Source organism: Pantoea agglomerans (assembly GCF_021397715.1).
GTDB classification, from domain to species: domain Bacteria; phylum Pseudomonadota; class Gammaproteobacteria; order Enterobacterales; family Enterobacteriaceae; genus Pantoea; species Pantoea astica.
This window is the reverse complement of record NZ_CP090207.1, coordinates 2,528,388-2,554,547: the sequence shown is the minus strand read 5'-3', so window position 1 is coordinate 2,554,547 and position 26,160 is coordinate 2,528,388. Positions and strand designations below refer to the sequence as shown.

The window sequence follows — 26,160 nt, the reverse complement described above, 5'->3', positions numbered from 1 at the left end:
AAGGTCAGGGTTGAGACGCAGACGCCTGGGGAATATCGTGGGCGCTGTTACAGGTTTTATCTTTCGGGCAATATTTATCCAGCAGTTTCAGGGTAACGCCGTTGGTCCAGCCAAAGCCGTCCTGCAGCGGATATTCACCGCCGCCACCGCCGCCGAGATTCTTGCCTTCCACCACATATTTCTCTACCAGCTTATGCTCGCGATCGTAGGTGTTCTGCACGTTCTGCAGGAACCGCAGCCCGACCTCTTTCGCCAGTTTCGGCTGGTTGTAGTGCTCCAGACCTTCCACGGCGACCCATTGCAGCGGCGCCCAGCCGTTCGGAGCATCCCATTGCTGGCCGTTGTTGACCGTAGTCGTCACCAGCCCGCCCGGTTTCAGCAGCTGTTTTTCCACCGCGCTGGCGGTGCTTTCCGCCTGCTTATCGCTGGCGACCCGCAGGTAGAGCGGGAACAGCGTGGCGGCGGTCAGCTGCGGATGCACCTGTTTTTTCTGCCAGTCGTAATCGGCGTACCAGCCCTGTTTGTCATTCCACAGGTAGCGATTAATTGCGGCCTGGCGCTTCTCTGCGCGGTCGGCAAACTGCTTCGCCAGATCATCCTGCTTATTCATCTGATAGCCTTTCGACAGCGTCTGCTCCAGATGGAACATCAGGCTGTTGAGATCGACCGGCGCCAGTTGGGTGGTGCGGATAGTGGCCAGATTATGGGCATCAGTGAACCAGCGGGAGCTGAAATCCCAGCCGGACGCCGCACCCGAACGCAGTTCGCGATAGACCTCAGCCTTGTCACGCTGCGGTGCCTTCTTCGCGGTGGTGACATCATCCATCCAGGACTCGGTACGCGGCACATCGCGGGCATCCCAGTAGCGGTTCAGCAGCGTGCCATCGCTGAGTTTGATTGCCCGCTTGCTGGCTGAGCCGGCGGCCAGTTTGTCGCTGTCGGCCATCCAGTAGTCATACTCTTTCTGCAGCTGTGGCAGATAACGGGTATAGGCTTTGCCGTTATCATGGCTCGCCAGCAGATCCACCATCATGCTGAAGAATGGCGGCTGCGAACGGCTCAGATAGTAGCTGCGGTTGCCGTTGGGAATAAGACCATAACGATCAAGCAGCGAGGCGAAGTTATCCACCATATCCTGTACTTTATCCCAGTGGCCGCTTTCGGCCAGGCCGAGCATCGTGAAGTAACTGTCCCAGTAATAGACTTCACGGAAACGGCCGCCCGGCACCACATAAGGTTTCGGCAACGGCAGCAGCGAATCATACTGACCGGCGCTGCTGGCGGTGCGGGTCAGCACCGGCCATAAGCCGTCAATGTGGTCACGCAGATTCTGCCCGGCAGGCGGCACATACTTATCGCCCGCGGCGGGCAGGGTGAAGTTGGCGTCAACAAAGCGTTTCAGATCAAAGTTGCGCTGTTTTTTCTGCATCTGCCAGTCGGCGAGGATCGAGGCCGGATCGAATTTAGGCAGGGCATCGGCAAAGGTTTTTTGATCGGGATAGAACTTCGCTTGCTGTACAGCATTAAACAGTGGCCCTAAACGGACATCCGGCGGCTGCGGCTGATTATTCAACATGCGCGACGTGTCGTCGGCGTGAACCGTGAAGGCCGGCACGCTTAGCAGCAGTGTGAGCAGAAGGGGGACATAACGCTGACGCCGTTCAGTGGCGTTTACCTCAATTTTTGTCATCGGTTTTTCTCCTTGTCCGAAACGCGGCCGCGCGTAACGCATTGACCACAGGACCAACTTTAGACCTTATCTGGCCACTTCACCCTGAAGCGGTCCGGAATTGTGAAGCCACGGGAATTATTTTTGCTAAAAAAAGCGCTTTTTCCCGCCGCTTTTTACTTGCCCTGATGCCGGTTTTCCCTGACGCTGAAAGAAAAAAAGGAGAGCAGGATGGAGATCATCTGGTATCACCCGTCGCAATCTGCGACGACATGGATTAACGGTTTACAACAGCGCCTGCCGCAGGCGCGGGTCCGTGCCTGGCAACCGGGCGATGATGGCCCGGCCGATTACGCGCTGGTGCGCTCCCCGCCGGCGGAGATGCTGCGGGGACGCAGCGGGCTGCGCGGGGTATTTGCGCTGGGCGCCGGTGTGGATGAAATTCTGAAGCAGCTGCAGCAGTATCCGGACATGTTACCGGAGGAGGTACCGCTGTTCCGGCTGGAAGATACCGGCATGGCGCGGCAGATGCAGGAGTATGCGGTCCACAGCGTGCTGAGCTGGTTCCGGCGCTTTGACGACTATCGGTTACAGCAACAGCAGCACTGCTGGCAGCCGCTGCCCGCTTATCCGCGCGACAGCTTTACTATTGGCATCCTCGGCGCGGGCGTGCTGGGACGGAGCGTGGCAGAAGCGCTGAAACCCTGGGGCTTTCCGGTCCGCGTCTGGAGCCGTTCGCCGAAGCAGATTGCCGGCGTCACCAGCTTTGCCGGCCCTGAGTCGCTGCACGATTTTCTGCAGGGCACGCGGGTGTTAATCAACCTGCTGCCCAGCACGGCGGAAACCATCAACTTAATCAATCATGATTTTTTCCAGCAGCTGCCGCACGGCGCTTTCTTCCTTAATATCGCGCGCGGTGCGCAGGTGGTGGAAGCGGACTTACTGGCGGCGCTCAACAGCGGTCAGCTAAAAGCCGCCGCGCTGGATGTGTTTCAGGTTGAACCGTTGCCGGAATCGCATCCGCTCTGGTCTCATCCTCGCGTGACCCTGACGCCGCATAATGCGGCGGTAACCTTAATCGACGAAGCTATTGACTACATTGCCCGGGCGATTGACCAGCATCAGGCGGGAGAAATACCGCAGGGGCGGGTCGATCGACAGCGTGGCTACTAATTACCCTGTTCAGTCAGGGGCTATCAGCAGGAGAAGATGATGTATCCGGTAGATCTGCATATGCACACCATCGCCAGTACCCACGCCTACAGTACGCTGCACGATTACGTCACTCAGGCAAAGCAAACGGGGATGAAACTGTTTGCCATTACCGATCACGGCCCTGATATGGCCGACGCGCCACACTACTGGCACTTTATTAATATGCGCATCTGGCCGCGAGTGATTGATGGCGTCGGGATTCTGCGCGGTATTGAGGCCAATATAAAAAACCAGCAGGGCGAGATTGACTGTTCCGGCCCGATGCTGGATGCGCTGGATCTGATCGTGGCGGGCTTTCATGAGCCGGTCTACGCGCCGCGCGACAGAAAGCACCACACCGATGCGATGATTGCGGCGATGGCGGGTGGACTGGTGCATATCATCAGCCATCCGGGTAACCCGAAGTTCCCGGTGGATATCACGGCGATTGCCGAGGCGGCGGCCCACTACGATGTGGCGCTGGAGATCAATAACTCCTCGTTTACCCACTCTCGTCCAGGCAGCGAACCCAACTGCCGGGCGATCGCCGAGGCGGTACGGGATGCGGGCGGACGACTGGCTTTTGGCTCTGATTCCCATACCGCTTTTACGCTCGGCCATTTTGAGCACTGCCTGCGCATCACCCGCGAAGTGGATTTTCCGGAGGATCGGGTGTTAAATGTCACGCCGCGGCGTCTGCTCGACTTCCTCGAACAGCGCACCGGCAAATCGATTGCTGAACTGGCTGACTTTTAATTTACTTTGCCTCAAGGAAATCTGACTCATGAATGAGTTTTCCATTCTGTGCCGCGTGCTCGGCTCACTGTACAATCGTCAGCCGCAGGACCCGCTGCTGGTGCCGCTGTTTACGCTGCTGCGTGAGGGCAAACTGCAGGCGCAGTGGCCGCTGGAGCAGGACGAACTGCTGACCCGCCTGCAACAGAACAGCGATCCGCAGGCGCTGGCCGCCGATTACAATGCGCTGTTTGTCGGCAGCGACTGTAAGGTATCGCCGTATGCGTCGCAGTGGCCCGAAGGTAAAACGGAGCCGGAGGTGCGTGCTTTTCTGACTTCGCGTGGTATGCCGCTGAGCGATGCGCCTGCCGATCACTTTGGCGTGCTGCTGCTGGCGGCGTCGTGGCTGGAAGATCAGTCTGCGGAAGATGAGAGCAGCGCCCAGCTGGCGCTGTTTGAAGAGTATCTGCTGCCGTGGTGCGGCACTTTCCTCGGGAAGGTTGAGGCGCATGCCACCACTGCGTTTTATCGTACGATGGCTGCGCTGAGCCGTGAGGCGATTCAGGCGATGTACAATGAACTGCTCGACAGCGCTGAACCGCAGCAGGATGCCTGATTTACCATGATGCCGGGTGCGTACCCGGCAGACAGCCCGGTGTCGCACAGCATTGCGCGGTGCCGGGCAGCCAGGATGGCGCGCGCAGTCTTACGCCCAGCCCCCAGGGCGTGAACTCAAAAAAGGGCAGGTTATCCTCTGTTTTCGGCGTGATGCCGGACTGTACAGTGCCCGGCGTAGCAGGATGCTGCTGCAACAGCCAGGCGGTACGCGCCAGTGACAGCCGCACCTGGCTGCCATGCCCGTCAGTGCGCCGCTGCCGTAATCCCTCCAGTACCGCCGCCGCCAGCAGATAACCGGTGGCATGATCCAGCGCCTGCACCGGCAATGGCGTCGGTTTATCACTCTGCTGCCACTGCATCCCCTGTTCGGCAATACCACAGCCCATCTGAACCAGACTGTCGAAGCCGCGCCGGTTGCGCCACGGACCCTGCCAGCCCCAGGCATTCAGGCTGACATCGACCAGGCCCGGAGCCAGCGCCCGACGGGTTCCGGCATCAAAGCCCAGTTGCTCCAGCGCATCGGCCCGGTAACCGTGCACCAGTACGTCGGCCTCACGCAGTAAACGGATGAACTGCTCCCGATCGCTGGCCTGTCTGAGATTCAGGACCGCACGGCGCTTACCACAGGTGATCTCCTCATCCAGCGACGGTTCCTGCCAGCCAGGCGGATCGATGCGCAGCACATGAGCACCGAGGCTGGCCAGAAAGCGGGTGGCGACCGGACCGGCAATAATCCGGGTCAGATCCAGTACCCGGACACCGAGCAGCGGGCGCGCCGGCGGTAACGGCCAGTCGGGCGCGGCAGCCTGATCTGTACGCTGCCAGGCGAACAGCGGCTCCTGCGCTATCGCCTGGCCCTGCGGATGCTGCTGCCAGGCCGCGCTGCTGCGCATCTCTGCGGCACAACCGCCCGCATCAATGATCGCCTGCTCCAGCTCAGCAGCCTGCCAGCGCTGCACCTCGCGGGCCAGTGCGGCGCGATCGGGATGCTGGCCGAGCACCTGCTCCATCGCCTGGCGGTGATGGGCAGCATTGGTGTGCAGGCGGACCCAGCCATCGCGACTGGCGTAATCGCCGGCGAAAGCGTCCCACAGCGCGGGAGCAGGCCGGTTGAGCGGCATAAAACTGTGCCGGAACCAGCGCGACGCCAGCCGGACATTCACTTCAACTGGCCGGCTGGCATTGATCAGGTCGGCAGCGGCCTGGGTGGCAAGGCCGATGCTGGTGGCCGCCAGTTCACTGACGGCAAAGGCGGCGGGAAAACTGGCATGATCGACAAAGGTGGGTAACGGGTGTGCGGCGGCGTTGCCACGCAATCCCTGCCACATCTGCTGCCAGAGGGACGTGGCGAGCTGATGCTCCATCTGCTGTGCTCCTGACGAGTGACAATCACTCAAGCATAGCACGCGTGATTAACGTCGCCGCAGACGCGGAAAGCGGGCATGCATCCGCAGATTACGCAGATTAATCACCGCAATCGCCGTACCGAGTATTACCAGCGAGGCGCCGATGATTTTGAAGCTGTTAAGGCTGTCGCCCAGCACCACGATCCCCATCAGTACCGACAGCACCGGGGTCAGCAGCGAGTAGGGCATAATCAGGTTGACGTTATATTTCTTCAGCAGCATATACCACAGCGTATAGGCGACGATCGACGAGGCGATGGCGCTGTAGAGGATGGCGAACCAACCGTGCCAGCCGGCATGACTCAGGGCATAAAGCTGGTTTGACTCCATTATCAGGCTGGCGGCACCGACTATCGGAATCGCCAGAAAGGCGATCCAGCCGGTCATGGTCAGTGGCTTAATCGATGGCGATTTTTTAACTATCAGGTTGCTTACCGCCCAGCCGGTCGCGCTGCACAACAGCAGACACAGCACCCACCAGGTGGGAATGGTCGGGCTGCCGGAGAGCACCACCACGCCGCTCAGCGAGATCATAATGCCCACCAGTTGCACCAGCTTCAGTTTCTCTTTTAGCACCACCATCGCCAGCAGCATGGCGATCGGCGTGCCGAGCTGGACCACAATCGCGCCGGTGCCGGCATCGGTATACCGCATTCCGACAAACAACAGCGAGAAGTGCATAAAGCCGAAAGTGAACGCCAGCAGCAACAGCCAGGGCAGTTGCTGTCGGGTGATGCGGCAAAACGGCACCAGCACAATGGCGACCACCACAAAACGCATAAAGGTCAGGAACAGCGGCGGAAGCTCAAGCAAGCCCCATTTTACCGCTACGTTGTTGAAGGCCCAGATACACACCACCATCAGGACCAGAAAGAAATGCCGCACCGCCACAATAATATCCTTAACTTTTTTTGCTTAGCCCGCTAATGATGGCACGAACTGCGGCATTCCTGGCAGCAGCGCTAAGAAATTTTCTGTCGCAGAGGGGAAAATAAAATCATAAGACTTTTTTGCGCGTTGCTGTCAGACTGATTTTCCGAAACGCCTCTCTGGAACAGGACCCGATTCGGTATGACCCACACGCCCGCCTTGCCCATTGCATTAATTCAGCTCGAAGTCCCACCCGCTCACGTCGTCGCGCAGATTGGTGAACAACCGCGCTGGTTTATTGACGCGTTAAATTTACAGCCTGATGAGTATCTGATCGTCCGTCCGCATCTGGGCGAGGCGCTGCCCGCCTTCGATCAGATCTCTGCGGCAATCCTCAGTGGCTCGTGGGCGATGGTCACCGATCATGCCGACTGGAGCGAACGCAGCGCGGCATGGATCAGAGCGGCCATCGAGGCGTCATTGCCGTTGCTGGGGGTCTGCTACGGTCATCAGCTGATGGCGTATGCGCTGGGCGGCGAGGTGGCGGATAACCCGAATGGCTGGGAACGCGGTCTGTTGCCGGTCACCTGCGGCGCACAGGCGCAGCGCGACCCGCTGCTGCGGGGAGTACCGTCGACCTTTAGCGCCTGGCTGTCGCATCGACAGTCGGTGCTGACGCCGCCGCCGCAGGCTCAGGTATTAGCCGCTTCTGAGCGTGACGGCTGCCAGATCATTCGCTATTCACCTCAGGCGCTGTCAGTGCAGTTTCATCCCGAATTTTCGTCATCCATCATGCGCGCCTGTCTGCCGGACGACAGCAGCGATGTGGCTGCTGTGATGGAGGGAAAAGACTGGGCGCGTGCACTGTTAACCGCCTTCTGGCAACAGGCGCGCCCGTCAGTTGAGCAGGCTCAGGGCGCGTAGTGGCGGGTACAACGATAAACCCAGGCGGGCGGAACGTTTTTCAGCACCCGCTGCCGCTCCCAGGTAAAGTAGCGTGACAGGTCAGGCTGGGTCAGAGAAGTGTATTGAAACTGTACAAACACCCCGTTGGGACCCAGCGCATTGTAGACTGCGCGCAGAATCGCCTCACGCAGCGCGGGCGGCAGTGACAACAGCGGCAGACCGGAGAAGATCGCATCATACTGCCCGTTGAGGTACTCCGCTGAACAGGTGCGGACGGTCATACGGTCATCGTCCAGTGCGTTGAGCTTCTCCGCCAGCATACTGCTGATCTCAAACACATCCAGCGTGGCGTCCGGTGCCATTCGTTCCAGTAACCGACGGGTTAACACACCGTCTCCTCCGCCAAGCTCGGCGATACGCAGCTGAGTATTCCATTCCACCGACGCGATCATTGTGCGGCACAGCGCATCGGATGAAGGCGTAATGCTGCCCATCTTGCGCGGATTGCGGATGAACTGATGCACGAAGTTTGCTTTAGCGCGCATCAGGGTGAAAGCCGAAGCCAGCATGCTTACCTCCCGTGTGAATTCTTCCTCATATTGACCCCTTCAGGCTGACAAGTTTCTTATTTATAAGCGCAACCGGGAAAAGTCGGAATTATCTGTAGCAGCAACCCATGCGGGTTTTCCTTCGGGGCGGTCACAGTTTCCGGGCGACAGATCTGACAGGCTGGCAATGATCATTCATGTTAATAATAAGTTTCATCATTGTTGCATCTCGTCACCTGTAAGGAGAATGACCATGCGTTACGCCGCGCCAGGAGAACAGGGTTCTCTGATCACGCTACAAAAGAATTATGGCAACTTCATTAATGGTGAATTTGTCGCGCCAGTGAAGGGCAACTACTTCACCAATACCTCGCCGGTAAATGGCTCAGCAGCAGGCGAGTTTCCGCGTTCGGACCGCGCTGATGTCGATAATGCGGTCGCCGCCGCGGCAGCAGCAGCAGATGCCTGGGGAAAAACGTCACCGCAGCAGCGATCGTTACTGCTACTGAAAATCGCCGACCGGCTGGAGCAGAATCTGGAATATATGGCGGTGAACGAGACCTGGGATAACGGTAAACCGGTGCGGGAAACGCTGGCCGCCGATTTGCCGCTGGCGGTCGATCACTTCCGTTATTTCGCTGGCTGCGTGCGGGCGCAGGAGGGCAGCGCGGCGGAGATTGATGAATTTACCGCGGCGTATCATTTCCATGAGCCGCTGGGTGTGGTGGCGCAAATTATTCCGTGGAATTTCCCGCTGCTGATGGCTGCGTGGAAGCTGGCACCTGCGTTAGGTGCCGGAAACTGCGTAGTGCTGAAACCGGCAGAGCAGACGCCGCTGTCGATCACCCTGTTTGTCGATCTGATTAAAGATTTACTGCCGCCCGGCGTACTGAACGTGGTCCACGGTTTCGGTAAAGAGGCGGGTGAAGCGCTGGCGTCCCATCCGGGGATCGCCAAAGTCGCCTTTACCGGATCGACCGCGACCGGCGGCCATATTCTGGAACTGGCGGCGAAAAGCCTGATCCCGTCAACGGTCGAGCTGGGCGGCAAATCCCCCAATATCTTCTTTGAAGACATCATGCAGGCGGAAGAGAGCTTTATTGAGAAAGCCGCAGAAGGGGTGGTGCTGGGTTTCCTTAACCAGGGCGAAGTCTGTACCTGTCCATCGCGGGCACTGGTGCAGGAGTCCATCTACGAGCCGTTCATGGCAGCGGTGATGAAACGGGTTAAAACCATCAAGCGTGGCGATCCGCTCGACACCGAAACGATGGTCGGCGCGCAGGCGTCACAGCAGCAGTTCGATAAGATTCTCTCTTATCTTGAGGTTGCCCGGCAGGAAGGCGCAGAAGTGCTGGTGGGCGGTGGTGTGGAGAAGCTGGACGACACGCTCGCCAGTGGTTACTACATCCAGCCGACCTTACTCAAGGGTAACAACAGCATGCGGGTGTTCCAGGAAGAGATTTTTGGCCCGGTGATTGGCATTACCACCTTCAAAGATGAGGCCGAAGCAGTCAGCATCGCCAACGACTCGATTTACGGCCTGGGTGCCGGTGTCTGGACACGTGACATCAACCGCGCCTATCGCGTGGGCCGGGCGATCAAAGCCGGGCGGGTCTGGACCAACTGCTATCACCTCTATCCGGCACATGCTGCCTTCGGAGGCTATAAAAAATCGGGTATTGGTCGTGAAACCCACAAAATGATGCTCGATCACTATCAGCAAACCAAAAATCTGCTGATCAGTTACAGCATTGAACCGCTTGGCTTCTTCTGAGTCGGTGAGATCAGGGCGTGCCGCCGTCGGGCGGCACGCTGTCAGCGCGTTCGCACAATCACATCACCTTTAACTCATCCCGCCGCTAATGCCGTCGTTTTCATCGGATTAAGATCGGAAGGATCACCAGCCTGAAACAGAAAGCTATGAACGGGCGGCGTTTTGCGGCTGTTTTCGTTAAAATCTGGCCTGTAACAGCTAAAAGATTCTAAAAAATAATCCGGATTAAACGACTTTTTGATCAATGAGTCTGGCTTAGCATCCTCATTTTCCTATTCATGATACAGCCGCGTTAAAAGTTCTCTATAAATAATGTTTATATATTGAAGGTTAAAACGTTAATTCCTGGTCTGAAGTTAAAGCCTGTCCGATATAAAAGTCACTATCTGAAGGACGGTCTGATGAAATAATTCAGGCAATTCATCTTCACTTATGTACAGCCTCTCATCTTTCAAAAAAAATTTTTGATTTCCTATGAGGGCGTTTTTTCCCTCAATTTTGTCCGGTGAATGAAAATCTCGCTTCGCCGCAATCCTTATCCCACAGGCTTTGCAGGGAAATATTAAGAAATTTCTTATTTATCATGAAGATGGTTGATTCAGATAAAATCAAGGTTTCGTATTATTTTGTTACAAATATTAATTTCCCCTGTTCATGTAAATATTTTTACACTCGCGGCAATAGCTCTTTGTCTGAAAAGTAATCTTTCGGATTATTGCTAGAAAAACCGTGTCATGCTCGCTGGTGAAGGGATTACACTCGCTTTTGACGCCCCCGTTTTTGCTTTACGTCGGACAACGTAAGCAGGAATGCCGCTCTGGCAGGGTAAGCCTTTCTGATAATTTCATGCTGGCATTGACCATTTCTATTAATGCATAGAACAGGGATAGCCATGTCTAACTCCTATCAGTCCGAGATCCCCAAAGCCCGCGTTAACATCCAGCTCAGCGTACACACCGGTGGCGCGCAGAAGAAAGTCGAACTGCCCCTCAAGCTGATGGTGGTGGGGGATTACAGCAACGGTGCAGAACAGCGTCCGCTGTCTGAACGCGAAAAAATCAACGTCAACAAAAACAACTTTGACAGCGTCATGGCTGAATTTGCCCCGTCGGTAAACCTCGCTGTAGAAAACACCCTGGCCGGTGACGGCAGCGAAGAGAACGTCAGCCTGTCGTTCACGCAGATGAAAGACTTCGAACCCGAGCAGGTCGCCCGCCAAATCCCGCAGCTTAAAGCGATGCTGGCCATGCGCAACCTGCTGCGCGACCTCAAAGCCAACCTGCTGGATAACCAGGCCTTCCGCAAAGAGCTGGAAAAAATCCTGATCGACCCGGCGCTCAGCGCTGAACTGCGTAGCGAGCTGTCGGCGCTGGCACCCAAACAGCCTTAACCCTCACGAGTAATAACGGATTAACCAAGGAATGCTCATGTCTGTACAAAATCAAAATGGCGCGGGTGGCGAAAGCGTTGTGCTGGAACGTCCGTCAGCGGGCGGGGTTTACGCGTCTCTGTTTGAAAAAATCAACCTTAATCCGGTCTCTGAGCTGAGCGCGCTGGATATCTGGCAGGATGCGCAGGCAATGTCTGATGCCACGGCCGATGAGCGCCTGACGGCCGGCATGCAGGTCTTTCTGGAGTGCCTGAAGAAGTCGGGTTCAAAAGTCGAAAAGCTGGACAAGACGCTGATTGACCACCATATCGCCGGGCTGGATTACCAGATCAGCCGTCAGCTGGACGCGGTGATGCATCATGAGGCTTTTCAGCAGACAGAAAGTACCTGGCGCGGGCTGAAGTCGCTGGTCGATAAAACCGATTTCCGGCAGAACGTTAAAATCGAGCTGCTTGATCTGTCGAAAGATCACCTGCGTCAGGATTTCGAAGACGCGCCGGAGATTATTCAGAGCGGATTATACCAGCACACCTATACGGCTGAGTATGACAGCCCCGGTGGTGAGCCGATTGCCGCCCTGATTTCTGCCTATGAATTTGATGCGTCAGCCCAGGATGTCGCGCTGCTGCGCAATATTTCGAAAGTCTCCGCCGCGGCGCATATGCCGTTTATCGGCGCTGCCGGTCCGAAATTCTTCCTCAAGGATGCAATGGAAGAAGTGGCGGCGATTAAAGACATCGGCAGCTACTTCGATCGCGCCGAGTACATCAAGTGGAAATCTTTTCGTGAAACCGATGACTCCCGCTATATCGGCCTGGTGATGCCGCGCGTGCTGGGTCGCCTGCCGTATGGCCCGGACACCGTGCCGGTGCGCAGCTTCAACTATGTTGAGCAGGTCAAAGGCCCGGATCACGACAAATACCTCTGGACCAGCGCCGCCTTCGCCTTTGCGGCCAACATGGTGCAGAGCTTTATCAGCAACGGCTGGTGCGTGCAAATCCGTGGTCCGCAGGCCGGTGGCGCGGTACGGGATCTGCCGATTCATCTCTATGACCTGGGCACCGGTAATCAGGTGAAAATTCCGTCCGAGGTGATGATCCCGGAAACCCGCGAGTTCGAATTTGCCAGCCTGGGCTTTATCCCGCTGTCGTACTACAAAAACCGCGACTACGCCTGCTTCTTCTCGGCTAACTCCGCCCAGAAACCGGCCCTGTACGACACCGCTGACGCGACGGCTAACAGCCGCATCAACGCGCGTCTGCCGTACATTTTCCTGCTGTCACGTATCGCTCATTACCTGAAACTGATTCAGCGTGAAAATATCGGCACCACCAAAGATCGCCGCCTGCTTGAGCTGGAGCTCAATACCTGGGTGCGCGGGCTGGTGACGGAGATGACCGATCCAGGCGACGACCTGCAGGCTTCACATCCGCTGCGCGACGCGAAAGTGACGGTGGAAGATATCGAGGACAATCCAGGTTTCTTCCGCGTGAAACTCTATGCCGTGCCGCATTTCCAGGTGGAAGGGATGGACGTCAATCTGTCGCTGGTTTCCCAGATGCCGAAGGCGAAAGCGTAAAGTAAGGCAGGAAGCCGATGAAAACGGAACAACCGTTATGGGGCAGGGGCCAGATGGTCTCTCCCCAGCACTTCCAGCAACAGGCCGCGTATGCGGCCTGGTCTGTGGAATGCATCGCCCAGTTGGGCCTTTCCCATCCCTGGGGAATGATTGAAGCCACGTTCGAACCGGATGCACTGAAACTGGGCCGCCTGCAGGCCCGTCATCTGCACATCCGTTTTCGGGACGGCACGCTGATTGACACTGACAATGCTGACGCCCTGCCACCGGCGCTGTCGCTTGAGAGCGAATCGCATAATGCAGTGGTACTGCTGGCGCTCCCGCTGATGCGGGCGAACGGGGGGAACTGCCTGAAACCTGATGAGGTGGCCGAACGGCCGGTGCGTTTTCGCCAGCGCTGGCGGGATGTCCGCAATACTTTTGGCGAAGATATCCGCCAGATTGCCGTAATGCAGCCGGAGCTGAGCCTGCGTTTTTCCCATCAGAACAACAGCGACTATCTGACCTGTCCGGTTGCCCGACTGCAGCAGGATTCGCAGGGCAGCTGGAGACTGGATGAAGCGTTTCTGCCTCCACTGCTTACCCTTCAGGGCAGCCGCTGGCTGGTCACTCAGCTTGAACAGCTGATGACTCAGCTGCGCGCCCGGCTGAGCCGCCTGATGGCGATGCGCCGTGAAAGTAACGAGCGGATGGCCGATTTTGCCGTGGCCGATGTTTCCCTGTTCTGGCTGCTTAATGCCCTGAACAGCGCAGAACCGGTGCTGGGACAGTTTCAGCGCAATCTGCAAAGCCCGCCGGAGCGCTTGTATCCGGAACTGGCCCGCCTGGCGGGTAGCCTGCTGACCTTTTCACTGGAGCATCAGGTGAGCGCCATTCCGGCCTGGCAGCACGAGCAGCTGAATGCTGTGTTTCCGCCGCTGTTTGACTTACTGGGCGATCTGCTGGAAGCCAGTCTGCCCTCGCGCGTGGTGTCAATCGAGCTGGAAAATGATCCCCGTCTCCACTTCTGGCAGGCCCGTTTGCATGACCCGCGCCTGCGTGAAGGGGCCGATTACTATCTCTCCGTGCGATCCCCCATGCCTGTGGCCCAGTTGCAGGAGCAGTTCCCGCGCCAGTGCAAGGTGGGCAGCCCGGATCATGTCCGGGGCATCGTCAATTCTTCACGGGTAGGGGTGCCACTAACGCCGCTGCGTCATGTTCCTGCCGCCATTCCGTTACGTCTGGAAAATCAATATTTCAGCCTCGATGTCTCTCATCCCCTGGCGACGGAAATGCTTCAGAGCGGTACCTGTATGTTTTACGTGCCGGGCATGCTCGGCGAGCCTGAGCTTGAACTCTTTGCGGTACTAAGAACATGAGTGAGCATAAAAGCGGTACCGCCGCATCCATTGATATCGATGCCTTGCTGCAAAATACCTGGTTGCAGGTTATCAGCCTGCGCCATGGCCCGCAGTTTCAGGAAGGGGAAGGGCGAAAGCTGTGGGAACGCTGCATCGCCGATGTTGAAGAGGTGCAGCGTGTCCTGAAAGCGAGTGGACTCGATGAAACCCATTGCCTGCATATTCTCACCGCACAGTGTGCATTGCTGGATGAGACAGTAAAAGGCCGCGGCGTGGAAGATGATGCCTGCGTCCAGTGGTATGACATTCCGCTGCAGGGACATTTCCTCGGCACCATGGACGCAGGTGACACGCTGTGTGACCGGATGCGTGACGTGTTGCGTGAACCGGCACCTGATCTGGCCGTCATTACCTGCTTCCAGCGGGTGATGATGCTGGGATTCCTCGGCAACTTCCAGTCTCTGGACGATCCGGCACGTCAGAAACTCGTCAGCGCGCTTAATGAACATGTCACACCCTTCAGCTATCCCCAGACCCAGCCGGTGCTGGCGGAAAGCCCTGTCGGCTGGCGGATGGGCGGCTGGCTCTCGTCATGGCCGATGCGTATAGGGCTGAGTGTGATTGTGCTTATCGCCCTGTGGTGGGGGCTGAACCACTGGCTCGATCAGATGCTGTCGACACTGCTGCCGGGAGCCGTGAAATGAGTCCTGCACAACAGCGTGGTCTTGCGCTGTGGGCGCTCCTGCTCAGCGCGGGCGTCTGTCTGGGCTTTCTGCCGGTTTCCCGACTGGCTGCTGTGCTGATTCTGCTGGCGGTAATCGGGTTGATTGCGGCGATCGGATTCGCCGTCCGCCGTCGTGTCCAGGAAGAGGAGATCCTGCCCCTGGAGGGCCTCCCGGAAGCGACATACCGCCAGCCGGTGGTCCTGGTTTGTGGCGATCTGCCGCTGGCGTGGCCTCAGTCGTCACCGGTACTGAATGTCACGCAGGGTTGCTGGATCCGGGTCGAAGACGACCAGGCGCTGGAGCAGGTTGCCCGCCAGCTTCTGTGGCAACGTCCTGAGTGGGGACGTCAGCTCTCGGTGATGGTCACAGTCTGTCCGCAGAAGCATGCAGACAGTGAAGCGCTGACCAGCCGCCTGCTGGCCCTGCGCTGGCAAATCAGCCTGCTGCGTAAGGAGAGTGGCCATTCTGTGCCGCTGGTACTGAATGGTCAGGCCGGCAGTGCAATGGTGAGGGACATGCTCTGGCAGGCGGCGATCCCCGGGGAAGGAGTAAGAATCTGGCGTGAGTCCACGGCGCCTGGTTCGATTGCCGCATGGGTCAGCCAGGGTGGTGCGCCCGCGATGCAGCAACAGGTGCTGATGAACAGCCTGATGCGCTGGTTTCATCAGCACGTTAATGCGGTGTTTACGGATGAGAATCCTGATGTTCCGGCCATTAAACCTGCGGCAGTGCTGTGGGGCATGGGACCGATTCTTGCCGGAAGTCTGGCCTCTTCAGCCTGGACAGCATGGCTGTCTCGCCACACCGCCATGCAGCAGGTGGCAGGCTGGCAGCCGGTCGGCACTGACAGTACGGTGATATCACCACTGCCGGATTTCGTTCTGCCACTGTTACCGGAAGGTCGCGGTTTAACCCCACGAGGCCGGACCTGGCGCTGCGCATTGACTCTTTTCAGCCTGGCGGCCATCGCGGCGCTGCTCAGCAGTGGCTGGAACAATCGCCAGCTGCTGCACCGTGTGAGCTTTGATATTGCCCGATATGACCGTATCGGGATGGACAACTACGGTCCGAAAGCCGATGCCGTCAGGGTCCTGCGTGAGGATGCCGCACAGCTGGATAACTGGGCACGCAATGGCGTACCTATCCGGATGAGTTTGGGTCTTTATCAGGGCGAACGCCTGCGTATGCCATTGCTGGATGCCATTCGCTCGTATATTCCGCCGCCACCGCCGCCCAAACCGCAACCAAAACCAGAACCGGTCCCGAAAATTGTCCGTCTCGACAGCATGTCGCTGTTCGATTCCGGCAGGTCCGTCCTGAAAGCCGGCTCTACCAAAATGCTGGTCAATTCGCTGGTGGGTATCAAAGCCAGGCCAGGCTGGCTGATTGTGGTCAGCGGGCATACCGACAACACCGGTAACCCGGAGCTGAACCAGACGCTGTCCCTGAAACGTGCCGAAGCGGTACGTGACTGGATGCGTGACACCGGCGACGTGCCGGAAAGCTGTTTTGCCGTGCAGGGCTATGGCGCAGGCCGCCCTGCCGCAACTAACGACACCCCGGAAGGGCGCGCGCTCAACCGCCGTGTCGAAATCAGTCTGGTACCGCAGGCCGACGCCTGTCAGATACCCGGCAAACACCCGGCGCCATCGCAGGATGATGGCGCGTCACAACACAATGGAGAGTAATACCATGGCAATTCCTGTTTATCTCTGGCTGAAAGACGACGGCGGCGCAGACATCAAAGGGTCTGTGGACGTTCAGGATCGTGAAGGCAGCATCGAAGTGGTTGCGCAGGATCACCGCGTTTACATCCCGACTGACAACAACACCGGCAAGCTGACCGGTACCCGTATCCACACGCCGTTCCTGTTCACCAAGGAGATCGATTCCTCCAGCCCGTACCTCTACAAGGCGGTGACCACCGGTCAGACCCTGAAATCTGCTGAGTTCAAATGGTACAAAATCAACGACGCCGGTCAGGAAGTGGAGTACTTCAACACCCGACTGGAAAACGTGAAGCTGGTGAAAGTTGCGCCGAAAATGCACGACATTAAAGATTCCTCCTTCGAGAAACACAACCATCTGGAACAGGTCGAGTTGCGTTACGAAAAAATCACCTGGACCTACAAAGACGGCAACATCATTCATTCCGATTCCTGGAACGAGCGCGCCACCGCCTGATTACGCGTCCTGTTTCGCGCCGCAGGTGCGCTGGCTGCGTTCGCCCGCTCCGGCCACAGAGTTATCTCTGTTCCCGGAGGCTGACCAGCCTGCCGCCTTCCTGCGACGCGAACGCTTTCGCGTAATCCTCGTTTTAAGCGGAGGGGGATGACCTTTCCGCTGTTTTGCTGAGTATCTGCCTGGCGGGTACTGAGTAAAAAACATTCCCTAACCGAGAAATCTGACCTGATGCGCTTTAGGTTCCTTACGACAAGGAAAAGCGATGGGCGGTAGCGTGCCTGACGGTCCTCAGACTGCGAGTTCAAGAACATGGAAAACCCGGCAATTCTTCTGCGTCGTCTCAATCCTTACTGTGCCCGTGCGATGGAAGGCGCGGCTTCGCTCTGCCAGACCCGCGCCCATGCGGAAATCCTGCCGGAGCACTGGCTGCTGAAGTTGCTGGAGCAGGGCGAAGGCGACCTCACGGTTCTGGCCCGCCGCTATGAATGGGATATGGACGGCCTGTGGCAGGATTTACTCGGCTGGCTGGAGGCACGGCCGCGCTCGGTACGCACTCGCCCGCAACTGGCGGACAGCACCCGGACCCTGATGCAGCAGGCCTGGCTGCTCGCCTCACTCAGCGGTGAAGACAATATCCGCAGCGTGCATCTGCTGATGGCGCTGGCGGATAAACCGAAGCTGGTGCGCTGCGATGGTCTGTGGCCACTGCTGACGCTCGGTCAGAGCCAGCTGGAGCGCCTGCGGCCGCTGCTGGATGCGCAGTCAGACGAGCGACCGGACATTCAGCAGGAAGCCGAGCTGGCACAAAACCATGGTGGTGAAGTGGAGTTTGTTGGTCGTCCGGTCGGGGCAGAGCTGAAAGACGGTGAGCTCAACCCGGCGCTGCAGAACGCGCTGGATAAATTCACCCTCGATGTCACCGCTAAAGCGAAAGAAGGCAAGATTGACCCGGTGTTTGGCCGTGACACCGAAATCCGTCAGATGGTAGACATCCTCTCGCGCCGTCGTAAGAACAACCCGATCCTGGTCGGTGAGCCGGGCGTCGGCAAAACCGCGCTGGTGGAAGGCCTGGCGCTGCGCATTGCCGAAGGCAACGTACCGGAAAGCCTGAAACCTGTTGTACTGCGCACCCTCGACCTCGGTCTGCTGCAGGCGGGTGCGGGTGTGAAAGGCGAATTTGAACAGCGCCTGAAAAACGTCATCGATGCGGTGCAGCAGTCGCCGGTCCCGGTTCTGCTGTTTATCGATGAGGCTCACACCATCATCGGTGCCGGTAACCAGGCGGGCGGCGCGGATGCGGCCAACCTGCTGAAACCGGCACTGGCGCGCGGCGAGCTGCGGACCATCGCCGCGACGACCTGGTCAGAATACAAGCAATACTTTGAGCGCGATGCCGCACTGGAACGTCGCTTCCAGATGGTGAAAGTGGATGAGCCGGACGACGGGACCGCCTGCCTGATGCTGCGGGGACTGAAGTCACGCTATGCAGAACATCATGGTGTCCACATTACCGATGATGCGGTGCGTGCCGCGGTGACACTCTCCCGCCGTTATCTGACCGGCCGCCAGCTGCCGGACAAGGCCGTCGACCTGCTCGATACGGCGGCGGCGCGCGTCCGGATGAACCTCGACACGGTGCCTGAACAAATTGTGCGCCTGAAAGCACAGCTGACCGCACTGGCACTGGAAGAGCAGGCGCTGCTGGACGATATCGCCGCCGGCAGCAGCCGTCATGGTGACCGCCTGGGTGTCATTGAGCAGCAGCGGGCTGAACTGGACGTGCGTATTCAGCAGCAGGAAGAGCGGTTCAGAAAGGAAAAGGCGCTGGTGCAGCAGCTGATGGCCAGCCGGCAGAACGTCAGCCAGCAGGCTGAAATTGCCGGCCTGCAACAGCAGCTGGAACAGGCGCAGCAGGGCGACGTGCTGGTTCAGGTGGATGTGGACACCCGCACGGTCGCGAACGTGATTGCCGACTGGACCGGCGTGCCGCTCTCATCGCTGCTGAAAGATGAGCAGACCGGCCTGCTGACGCTGGAAGATGAAATCGGCAGGCGCGTGGTGGGCCAGCCGGTGGCGCTGAACGCTATCGCACAGCGTCTGCGCGCCGCCAAAACCGGGCTGACGTCAGAGAACGGCCCGCAGGGCGTGTTCCTGCTGGTCGGCCCGAGCGGCACCGGGAAAACCGAAACCGCGCTTGCGCTGGCCGGTGTGCTGTACGGCGGCGAAAAGTCCCTCATCACCATTAACCTGTCGGAATACCAGGAGCCGCACACCGTTTCTCAGCTGAAGGGCTCGCCGCCGGGCTACGTCGGCTACGGCCAGGGCGGCATTCTGACTGAGGCGGTGCGCAAGCGTCCGTACAGCGTGGTGCTGCTCGATGAGGTGGAGAAAGCGCACCGCGACGTGATGAACCTGTTCTATCAGGTGTTCGACCGCGGCTTTATGCGCGACGGCGAAGGGCGTGAAATCGACTTCCGCAACACCGTGATTCTGATGACCTCGAACCTCGGCAGCGACCACCTGATGCAGCTGCTGGATGAGCAGCCGGACGCCACCGAAGGCGAGCTGCACGAACTGCTGCGCCCGATTCTGCGCGACCACTTCCAGCCTGCGCTGCTGGCCCGCTTCCAGACGGTGATTTACCGCCCTCTGACGGAAACCGCCATGCGCACCATCGTGCAGATGAAGCTTGCACAGGTGAGCCAGCGCTTACATCGTCACTACGGCCTGACCACGCAGTTTGATGAGAGCCTGTATGACGCCCTGACCGCCGCCTGCCTGCTGCCGGACACCGGTGCACGCAACGTCGACAGCCTGCTGAACCAGCAGATTTTACCGGTGCTGAGCCAGCAGCTGCTGACCCGGATGGCGGCTAAACAGAAACCGCAGTCGCTTACTCTGGAATGGCGTGAGGAAGAGGGGATTGCGCTGGAATTTGATCCTGTACAAGGAGTGAACGCATGAATCTCCCGATAAGATTCAGCCACAGCCACCACCTGCTGGCGGTGAAAGAGAGTGAAACAGCGCCCGACGTGCTGGCGTTTGAGGGCGATGAGGCCCTGAGCAGGCCGTTCCGTTACCGCATTGAGTTCACCAGCAGTGACCATGCCATCAGCAAAGAGAGGATGCTGATGAAGGCCGGCTCCCTGACGCTGCAGGCGCCGGTCGATCAGGGCTACGGCATTAAAATACAGCAGCCGGTGCGGGTGATTCAGGGCGTGGTGACGGGCTTTGAGCGCTTCGGCACCTCAAAAGATGAAACCCACTACGCCCTGACGCTCCAGCCGCGCCTGGCGCTGCTCGACCGTTCGCATCAGAACGCCATCTACCAGGACATGTCCGTTCCGCAGATCGTGGAAAAAATCCTGCGCGAGCGTCACAGCATGCGCGGTCAGGACTTCCTGTTCTCGCTGACAAAAGAGTACCCGCGCCGTGAGCAGGTGATGCAGTACGGTGAAGACGATCTGCACTTCATCACCCGCCTGCTGGGGGAGGTGGGGATCGGGTTCCGTTTTACCACCGACACGCGGCTCAGTATTGACGTGGTGGAGTTCTTCGACAGCCGGCAGGGCTATGAGGCAGGCCCGATCCTGCCGTCGGTGCCGCCGTCGGGGCAGCATTCGGCCGGGGCGGACTCGGTATGGGCAATGGAGAGTCACCACCGCGTGGTGCAGCAGCGGGTCACGACCGGCGATTACAACTACCGTCAGGCCACGGAAGAGATGAGCGCGCAGGCCGGTGCGGTCGCCGGGGATACCATCACCTACGGTGAAGCCTACCATTATGCGGATAACTATCTGACAGCGGGTAGTACCTATGACCGCAATCCGGTCCCGGAGTCCGGGGCGTTTTATGCCCGCATCCGTCATGAGCGCTACCTGAACGGCCAGACGCAGACCCGTGCCATCACCAGCTGCCCGGTGCTCGCGCCGGGTCAGGTGCTGAAGGTGACCGGCGGCTATGAGGTGGCGGAGGTCTTTGCTCAGGGCGTGGTCATCACGGCGATGCACAGCCACGCCCGGCGTGACGAAGACTTCAGGGTGAGCGTTGAGGGCATCCCGGACAGCGACGATTTTAGCTTCCGCCCTGAACCCGGCGCCCGCCCGGTGATGGCCGGCACGCTGCCGGCGCGCGTCACCAGCACCACGGAAAATGACACCTACGGACATATCGACAAAGACGGCCGCTACCGGGTCAGCATGTTGTTTGACCGGGACAGCTGGGATACGGGCTTTGAGAGCCTGTGGGTGCGGCAGTCCCGCCCGTACGCCGGGGACGCTTACGGCCTGCACCTGCCGCTGCTGGCGGGCACCGAGGTGGCGATTGGCTTTGAGGACGGTAACCCGGACCGGCCCTATATCGCCGGCGTGCTGCACGACTCGGCGCACGGCGATCACGTCACCATCCGCAACTATAAGCGCAACGTGCTGCGCACGCCGGCGAACAACAAAATCCGCCTCGACGATGAGTGCGGGAAAGAGCACATCAAGGTCAGCACCGAGTACGGCGGCAAAAGCCAGCTGAACCTGGGTCATCTGGTTGACGCGGAGAAGCAACAGCGCGGCGAGGGTTTTGAGCTCCGGACCGACAGCCGGGGCGCAATACGGGCGCAGAAGGGGCTGTTTATCTCGGCGGACGGTCAGGCGAAGGCGCAGGGCCAGGTGCTGGAGATGGGGCCGGCGGTCAGCAATCTGGGTGATGCCCGGGAACAGATGACATCCATCTCAGGTGACGCGCAGAAGGCGACCGCGAACCCGGCCGATCTCCAGGCACAGATCAAACTACTGGAACAGCAACTGACGGACCTCAAAAAATCGGTGCTGTTGCTCAGCGCGCCGGATGGTGTGGCGCTGACCAGCGGACAACATCTGCAGGTATCTGCTGGTCAGAACCTGATAGCCACTGCTGGTAAAAATGCAGACGTCAGCGTGGTGAAAAATCTGTTTATCGGGGTGGGGAATGCCCTGAGCGTCTTTGTCCGCAAGCTGGGGATCAAGCTGATCGCGAACCAGGGACCGGTAAAAATACAGGCGCAGAACGACTTGATGGAGCTGGTGGCGCGTGGGGAATTCAGTATTACCAGCACTGAGGATGAGATCCACATTACGGCAAATAAGCGTGTGGTGATCAATGGCGGCGGAAGTTATATCAACCTGGATGCCAATGGTATCGAATCTGCCACGTTGGGTGAGTACCGGACAAAAGCCGGGTTCTACGGGCGCAAAGAGAAGGCTAACAACCCCGAACAATTCCCGAGCATTGCCCAGGAAACCACCGAACCTTCCCGCAAATTCAGCTTTTCCTGACATGGAGTCATAACATGATTATCAGCCCACCATTCCTGAAAGCGAAAAATGCCCATGAAACCGATGCGGCATGGATTGAAAGAGTGATGGCCGTAGTTGACCGCCGCGATTACCCGGTTAATGGCCATGGCTCATGGCATGGCGGGATCCACATAGCCCATACTGATGGCGGCAGGCCTTTTGAGAGTGTAAGAGCTGTTGCGGATGGGATCGTGGTTTCCGTGCGTAAAAGTTCAGGCATCGGTAAACGAGATAAGGCACCGCTGAACCTCAATGCGGATCAACCAAATGTCAAAGGCAGTGACGATGGCTACGTGCTGCTAAAGCACGAAACGGAGATCGGCAGTGATGAGGGCGCTAAAGTGGTCTTTTATTCGCTTTACATGCACCTGAAGTCGCTTGAATCAACAGTGAAGGTCGGTGAGAAGGTGTACCGGAAAGATCCGCTTGGCACCTCCGGGATGGTTGATGCGGTCAATGCCTTCCATTTCCAGATTTTCTGTGATGACGACAACATCAGCAAACTGACGGGCAGGAAGAGCCGCGAACTGGAGGTGTCGAAAGATGGCCGAACCGATGCCGTTTATGGGGATATTCATTTTTATCTTCCGGCCGGGACGAAGTTTTATGATAAGGCACCCGCAAATAACAGTACCGCCATAACCGGGCTTTCTGAGCTCTATACCAGCAGTGCGCCTCTGTATGCCAGTATGACTCTGGGGCAAGGCAACTGCACGATGCTGACCCGCCAGAAAAACGCACAGACTGACGGGAAGTATGATTTGCTGGGCGAGCCACTGGTTAACGCTGACGGTAAAGACTACGAATACAACCTCTATAAAACCGCCATGGCCAACTATAAGGAGAGCCCCAGTGCAGGATTTGAGTTGCTTCGTTTTGGGCGGATTATTAATACGGAACATGAAACTCTGGTGCCTGCGGATGCACCACTGTGGATGACCGTCAGTTATCCGGACGGAAAGGGAGTGGTAAACCTTGCAGACTCAAAAATTAAGAAATTCAGTGACGCGGATTTTCCACACTGGACGGGCTGGCAGCTGGTTGATGACGATACCGATACCAACAGCCAGTGTAACTCGGTTACGATTGCCAGCCTGACCGAAGGTGACGACTATGATAATCAGTGTGGAAAACTGATCTGTCATTTTCCGTTTGAATGGGAAAAAAGCACGATCGATAGCCGTTTTTCATGGCTGAAAACGGGTAGTGATGAGCATGACCCGATGACAGAAGCAGATTATGCAAAATTCAAAGCTCATGCAGAAGCGTTATGCTTTGATTCAGGAGCATTCAGTAGTGGAAGGTTATGGCATTTCGAGCCAAAAACATTTATTAGACACTTCCGGAAGTGTGGTTGGCTTGATTGTCAAGTAATTGAAACGGTAATGGCAGCGAATACCAGTAAGAAAAATAAAAATGCACTTGATAACATCAAAAACACTACGTCAGAGTACTATTTGGATATAAATAAAATAATGCGGAAGTATAATTTATCTGATGTAAATAGGATTTGTCATTTTTTAGGGCAGGGGGCGGTAGAGTCAGGGTATTTATTGTCTATGCAAGAGTCCAGCCAGCAGCAGGTTGTGGTAGATGGTGTTCAGAAAGGTGGTAAAATCATAGAGGCCTCAACATATAATGAAACAAGTGAGCTTGGTCATTGGTATGGGGCACTGGAAACCGAGAAAGATAGTTACTTTTCTGGGGGGAAATATAATTCACGCGGTGGGTATATTACCGGTTCCTATAGTTGGATAAATGGTAATTGCGGAGATGTAGATGCTCAGAAATTTAGAGGCAGAGGATTTAAAATGTTAACTGGCCTTGATACATATTCAGGTTATTGGGTATATAGAGGTTGGATATCAAAAAATGATTTCGATAAGTATTGGTGGGATGATCCAGAGTACAAAAAGAAAAATGCTCCTGGTATGAAAAAGCGACCTCCAAATATAGTTGCACCTCAAAAGGTAACAGAAAGCGCATACAACTGCATAGATACAGGTGGTTTTTTTATAGCATGCTTTAAATCTAAAGTACTTAAAATTATGGATGAAGAAAAGTTTGGTAAATCTGATGATGACAGCATTATTTTGAAGGTAACAAAGGGTATAAATGGTGCAGATAAAGGGATAGCAGAAAGAAAAAAAGCCACTAAAAAATCGAAAGAGGTTATTGATGATGATGTTTAAAACTAATTCATTTTTGTTTATGATACTTGGCTCTATGGCTTTTAGTTCATCGGGGGCATATTACAACACCATTGAAGTTGATGGCGTAAGCGTAAAGTTTGATAAAAATAGAGCTGGTTCTGTCAGCATTTATGATAAAAAATCAAATGCGTATTATTCCTGTAAAATAGATAACTGGAATGATTTGCTACTCTCTGGAGCGGGAGGTATCTCTTTAACTAGTGATCAGGTAGGAGTGCTTATAGCATCAGGTAATAAATATTTGTATGTTAATGATATTATAAATTGCAAAGGAAAACCTATCAGCATTCATTCTATTTCATACTTTGATGAAGAAATTGCTTCCATCATAGATGTAAACTTTGAAAAAAAAATAGTTCTGGCTTTAGTTGTGGTTGATGCTCACCTTAGATCATATCAAGCTATCGTTTCCAGGTTTAACGGAACTAAAAATCTATTATCAGAAAAAGGTTTTTGGAATGGTTCCAAAAATGAACCGGATGATGACAGCTTGTTTTACCCCGGAGATACCATATATATTGGGAAAATATCTTTTAATGGGAAATACGTTGCACCAAATGACTTGGATTGTACTGTGGATTCATTTCCTGGTGTATGGGATATTGAAAAGAAAATGAAAATTTCATTCCTGGAGGATAAAGATGATGCAGTTACTGACCGTAAATGCAAAGAACTTTTTTCAGGTGAGAAAACACTGAATGAGCTAGGTGGAAAGTTCATTTATACGAAATGAAATTTTTGTAATTATTTTCTTGCTGTCAGTTCATCAATTTTCTTGTGAGTCGCCAGCTATTTATCTAAAGTAACGCTGGAGTTTAAAATGGTTCAAACGAAAGCTATATTTTTGTTGAGTTTCGCTATTGATGTTTTTTTAATTTCATTTTGCGTAATGGCAAGTAATCAGGATGTGTCATCCGCAGTCAAAAGCTATACCTACAAGGATGGAGAACCTTACGGCCTATCATAAGTATATCAAATTGGTGCACCAAATACCGGTTTCCCTCCTTATTATATTTTCCATAAGTGGGCTTATAGAGGATGGTTGCGTCGTACGGATTATGATAATAATTGGTGGCAAAATCCTACCCGGTTAAGAGTACCTGTAATCAATAACCCCCAAGATATATCGACAATACCGTACAATTGCATTGATTCTGGAGGGCAATTCGTAGCAAAAAATGGAGTTCTACGAAGAGCAGATGCGGGAGTTACTCGCGACAGTTCAAGATCTGTTAGCATGGTAATAAACAGATGGGATGAGCCATCTTTTGATCGCAGATTTCAATCAACGCAAAATGCATATTCTATTGTTGGGGATAAATAAGTGAAAATTTTCCTAATGTTTTTTTTGTGCTTTTTTGCGAGTTCGAGTTACAGTGGGGAATTTTATAAGTCACTCTCTCTTAATGAGGCATTTATTAGCATTCCTGCCAAATGGAGTGTCAATAAAAAAATGATTGTCTATTTATTAGGAAAGAGCATGTAAATGCATCCGATTACCTCAAACTATGCAGAGGTTCATCAAGCGAAGAAAGTGATTACTTTATAAGAAATGATGACGGACATTGGGAGGCTGTAACTGATGGCATTCCAGTTTTGACGGATGTAATTGTTACGTCGAAATTCACCGGTATGAGTGCAATAGTTTCATGTAAGTATCAAGATGATGCTGGATATCATAC

At 55.9% G+C, this 26,160-nt stretch carries 19 protein-coding genes and 1 pseudogene; 16 read left to right on the top strand and 4 right to left on the bottom strand.

Annotation, left to right across the window (positions count from 1 at the left end; translation table 11 throughout):
* Positions 1–4 precede the first annotated feature (4 nt).
* Positions 5–1,690: an alpha,alpha-trehalase TreA gene (gene treA, locus LZU96_RS12120; RefSeq protein ID WP_233984565.1), complete on the bottom strand. Its 1,686-nt coding sequence runs from the start codon at positions 1,688–1,690 to the stop codon at positions 5–7.
* A gap of 210 nt (positions 1,691–1,900) precedes the next feature.
* Here treA and ghrA point away from each other — a divergent pair, with 210 nt between their 5' ends.
* The 3 genes from ghrA to LZU96_RS12105 are packed head-to-tail and all read left to right on the top strand — an operon-like array spanning position 1,901 to position 4,214.
* On the top strand, positions 1,901–2,842 hold the full coding sequence (ghrA, locus tag LZU96_RS12115) for a glyoxylate/hydroxypyruvate reductase GhrA (protein WP_233984564.1): 942 nt from the start codon (positions 1,901–1,903) through the stop codon (positions 2,840–2,842).
* A 39-nt stretch (positions 2,843–2,881) separates the two neighbouring features.
* Entirely contained in the window at positions 2,882–3,619 is a 738-nt protein-coding gene (locus tag LZU96_RS12110) for a phosphatase (protein ID WP_233988192.1), read from the top strand.
* Positions 3,620–3,647: 28 nt separating this feature from the next.
* Positions 3,648–4,214, top strand: coding sequence for a TorD/DmsD family molecular chaperone (locus LZU96_RS12105; protein WP_233984563.1), 567 nt, complete (start codon positions 3,648–3,650; stop codon positions 4,212–4,214).
* Between the two features lies 1 nt (position 4,215).
* On the opposite strand, the gene LZU96_RS12100 is transcribed toward LZU96_RS12105, so the two are convergent.
* Positions 4,216–5,580, bottom strand: coding sequence for a CoA transferase (locus LZU96_RS12100; protein ID WP_233984562.1), 1,365 nt, complete (start codon positions 5,578–5,580; stop codon positions 4,216–4,218).
* Positions 5,581–5,628: 48 nt separating this feature from the next.
* Complete coding sequence (locus tag LZU96_RS12095) at positions 5,629–6,513, bottom strand: DMT family transporter (RefSeq protein WP_233984561.1); 885 nt, start codon at positions 6,511–6,513, stop codon at positions 5,629–5,631.
* 180 nt (positions 6,514–6,693) lie between these two features.
* Here LZU96_RS12095 and LZU96_RS12090 point away from each other — a divergent pair, with 180 nt between their 5' ends.
* Complete coding sequence (locus tag LZU96_RS12090; RefSeq protein ID WP_233984560.1) at positions 6,694–7,416, top strand: glutamine amidotransferase; 723 nt, start codon at positions 6,694–6,696, stop codon at positions 7,414–7,416.
* Here LZU96_RS12090 and LZU96_RS12085 read toward each other — a convergent pair.
* Positions 7,404–7,967, bottom strand: coding sequence for a class I SAM-dependent methyltransferase (locus LZU96_RS12085; RefSeq protein WP_233984559.1), 564 nt, complete (start codon positions 7,965–7,967; stop codon positions 7,404–7,406). The two genes, LZU96_RS12090 and LZU96_RS12085, sit on opposite strands and share 13 nt — an antisense overlap.
* 232 nt (positions 7,968–8,199) lie before the next feature.
* On the opposite strand from LZU96_RS12085, the gene LZU96_RS12080 reads away from it, so the two are divergent.
* From LZU96_RS12080 to LZU96_RS12025, 12 genes and pseudogenes are all read left to right on the top strand, one after another.
* Positions 8,200–9,720 carry an aldehyde dehydrogenase family protein gene (locus LZU96_RS12080; RefSeq protein WP_233984558.1) on the top strand — a complete coding sequence of 507 codons (1,521 nt, stop codon included), beginning with the start codon at positions 8,200–8,202 and terminating at the stop codon, positions 9,718–9,720.
* Between the two features lie 892 nt (positions 9,721–10,612).
* A complete protein-coding gene (gene tssB / locus LZU96_RS12075) occupies positions 10,613–11,110 on the top strand; it encodes a type VI secretion system contractile sheath small subunit (protein WP_233984557.1) in 498 nt (165 codons plus the stop codon).
* Positions 11,111–11,141: 31 nt separating this feature from the next.
* A complete protein-coding gene (tssC, locus tag LZU96_RS12070; RefSeq protein WP_233984556.1) occupies positions 11,142–12,689 on the top strand; it encodes a type VI secretion system contractile sheath large subunit in 1,548 nt (515 codons plus the stop codon).
* 17 nt (positions 12,690–12,706) lie between these two features.
* On the top strand, positions 12,707–14,047 hold the full coding sequence (gene tssK / locus LZU96_RS12065) for a type VI secretion system baseplate subunit TssK (protein WP_233984555.1): 1,341 nt from the start codon (positions 12,707–12,709) through the stop codon (positions 14,045–14,047).
* On the top strand, positions 14,044–14,733 hold the full coding sequence (tssL, locus tag LZU96_RS12060; RefSeq protein WP_233984554.1) for a type VI secretion system protein TssL, short form: 690 nt from the start codon (positions 14,044–14,046) through the stop codon (positions 14,731–14,733). The genes tssK and tssL overlap by 4 nt, the downstream gene beginning before the upstream one ends.
* Positions 14,730–16,442, top strand: coding sequence for an OmpA family protein (locus tag LZU96_RS12055; RefSeq protein ID WP_233984553.1), 1,713 nt, complete (start codon positions 14,730–14,732; stop codon positions 16,440–16,442). Before tssL ends, LZU96_RS12055 begins: the two co-directional genes overlap by 4 nt.
* Before the next feature lie 4 nt (positions 16,443–16,446).
* The gene (locus tag LZU96_RS12050) at positions 16,447–16,938 is read left to right on the top strand and encodes an Hcp family type VI secretion system effector (protein WP_233984552.1); all 492 of its coding nucleotides are present in this window, start codon (positions 16,447–16,449) and stop codon (positions 16,936–16,938) included.
* A 309-nt stretch (positions 16,939–17,247) separates the two neighbouring features.
* Complete coding sequence (tssH, locus tag LZU96_RS12045; RefSeq protein ID WP_233984551.1) at positions 17,248–19,902, top strand: type VI secretion system ATPase TssH; 2,655 nt, start codon at positions 17,248–17,250, stop codon at positions 19,900–19,902.
* Positions 19,899–22,244 carry a type VI secretion system Vgr family protein gene (locus LZU96_RS12040; RefSeq protein ID WP_233984550.1) on the top strand — a complete coding sequence of 782 codons (2,346 nt, stop codon included), beginning with the start codon at positions 19,899–19,901 and terminating at the stop codon, positions 22,242–22,244. The genes tssH and LZU96_RS12040 overlap by 4 nt, the downstream gene beginning before the upstream one ends.
* Before the next feature lie 14 nt (positions 22,245–22,258).
* On the top strand, positions 22,259–24,457 hold the full coding sequence (locus LZU96_RS12035) for a M23 family metallopeptidase (RefSeq protein WP_233984549.1): 2,199 nt from the start codon (positions 22,259–22,261) through the stop codon (positions 24,455–24,457).
* Positions 24,444–25,211, top strand: coding sequence for a hypothetical protein (locus LZU96_RS12030; protein ID WP_233984548.1), 768 nt, complete (start codon positions 24,444–24,446; stop codon positions 25,209–25,211). The genes LZU96_RS12035 and LZU96_RS12030 overlap by 14 nt, the downstream gene beginning before the upstream one ends.
* A gap of 291 nt (positions 25,212–25,502) precedes the next feature.
* Positions 25,503–25,802 (top strand): annotated as a pseudogene (locus tag LZU96_RS12025) (hydroxyethylthiazole kinase); the annotation flags it as partial.
* Positions 25,803–26,160 lie beyond the last annotated feature (358 nt).

Coding starts and splice junctions, on each gene's coding strand:
- treA (WP_233984565.1), bottom strand. CDS start 1,690: ATGACAAAAATTGAGGTAAACGCCACTGAACGGCGTCAGCGTTATGTC.
- ghrA (WP_233984564.1), top strand. CDS start 1,901: ATGGAGATCATCTGGTATCACCCGTCGCAATCTGCGACGACATGGATT.
- LZU96_RS12110 (WP_233988192.1), top strand. CDS start 2,882: ATGTATCCGGTAGATCTGCATATGCACACCATCGCCAGTACCCACGCC.
- LZU96_RS12105 (WP_233984563.1), top strand. CDS start 3,648: ATGAATGAGTTTTCCATTCTGTGCCGCGTGCTCGGCTCACTGTACAAT.
- LZU96_RS12100 (WP_233984562.1), bottom strand. CDS start 5,580: ATGGAGCATCAGCTCGCCACGTCCCTCTGGCAGCAGATGTGGCAGGGA.
- LZU96_RS12090 (WP_233984560.1), top strand. CDS start 6,694: ATGACCCACACGCCCGCCTTGCCCATTGCATTAATTCAGCTCGAAGTC.
- LZU96_RS12085 (WP_233984559.1), bottom strand. CDS start 7,967: ATGCTGGCTTCGGCTTTCACCCTGATGCGCGCTAAAGCAAACTTCGTG.
- LZU96_RS12080 (WP_233984558.1), top strand. CDS start 8,200: ATGCGTTACGCCGCGCCAGGAGAACAGGGTTCTCTGATCACGCTACAA.
- tssB (WP_233984557.1), top strand. CDS start 10,613: ATGTCTAACTCCTATCAGTCCGAGATCCCCAAAGCCCGCGTTAACATC.
- tssC (WP_233984556.1), top strand. CDS start 11,142: ATGCTCATGTCTGTACAAAATCAAAATGGCGCGGGTGGCGAAAGCGTT.
- tssK (WP_233984555.1), top strand. CDS start 12,707: ATGAAAACGGAACAACCGTTATGGGGCAGGGGCCAGATGGTCTCTCCC.
- tssL (WP_233984554.1), top strand. CDS start 14,044: ATGAGTGAGCATAAAAGCGGTACCGCCGCATCCATTGATATCGATGCC.
- LZU96_RS12055 (WP_233984553.1), top strand. CDS start 14,730: ATGAGTCCTGCACAACAGCGTGGTCTTGCGCTGTGGGCGCTCCTGCTC.
- LZU96_RS12050 (WP_233984552.1), top strand. CDS start 16,447: ATGGCAATTCCTGTTTATCTCTGGCTGAAAGACGACGGCGGCGCAGAC.
- tssH (WP_233984551.1), top strand. CDS start 17,248: ATGGAAAACCCGGCAATTCTTCTGCGTCGTCTCAATCCTTACTGTGCC.
- LZU96_RS12040 (WP_233984550.1), top strand. CDS start 19,899: ATGAATCTCCCGATAAGATTCAGCCACAGCCACCACCTGCTGGCGGTG.
- LZU96_RS12035 (WP_233984549.1), top strand. CDS start 22,259: ATGATTATCAGCCCACCATTCCTGAAAGCGAAAAATGCCCATGAAACC.
- LZU96_RS12030 (WP_233984548.1), top strand. CDS start 24,444: ATGATGATGTTTAAAACTAATTCATTTTTGTTTATGATACTTGGCTCT.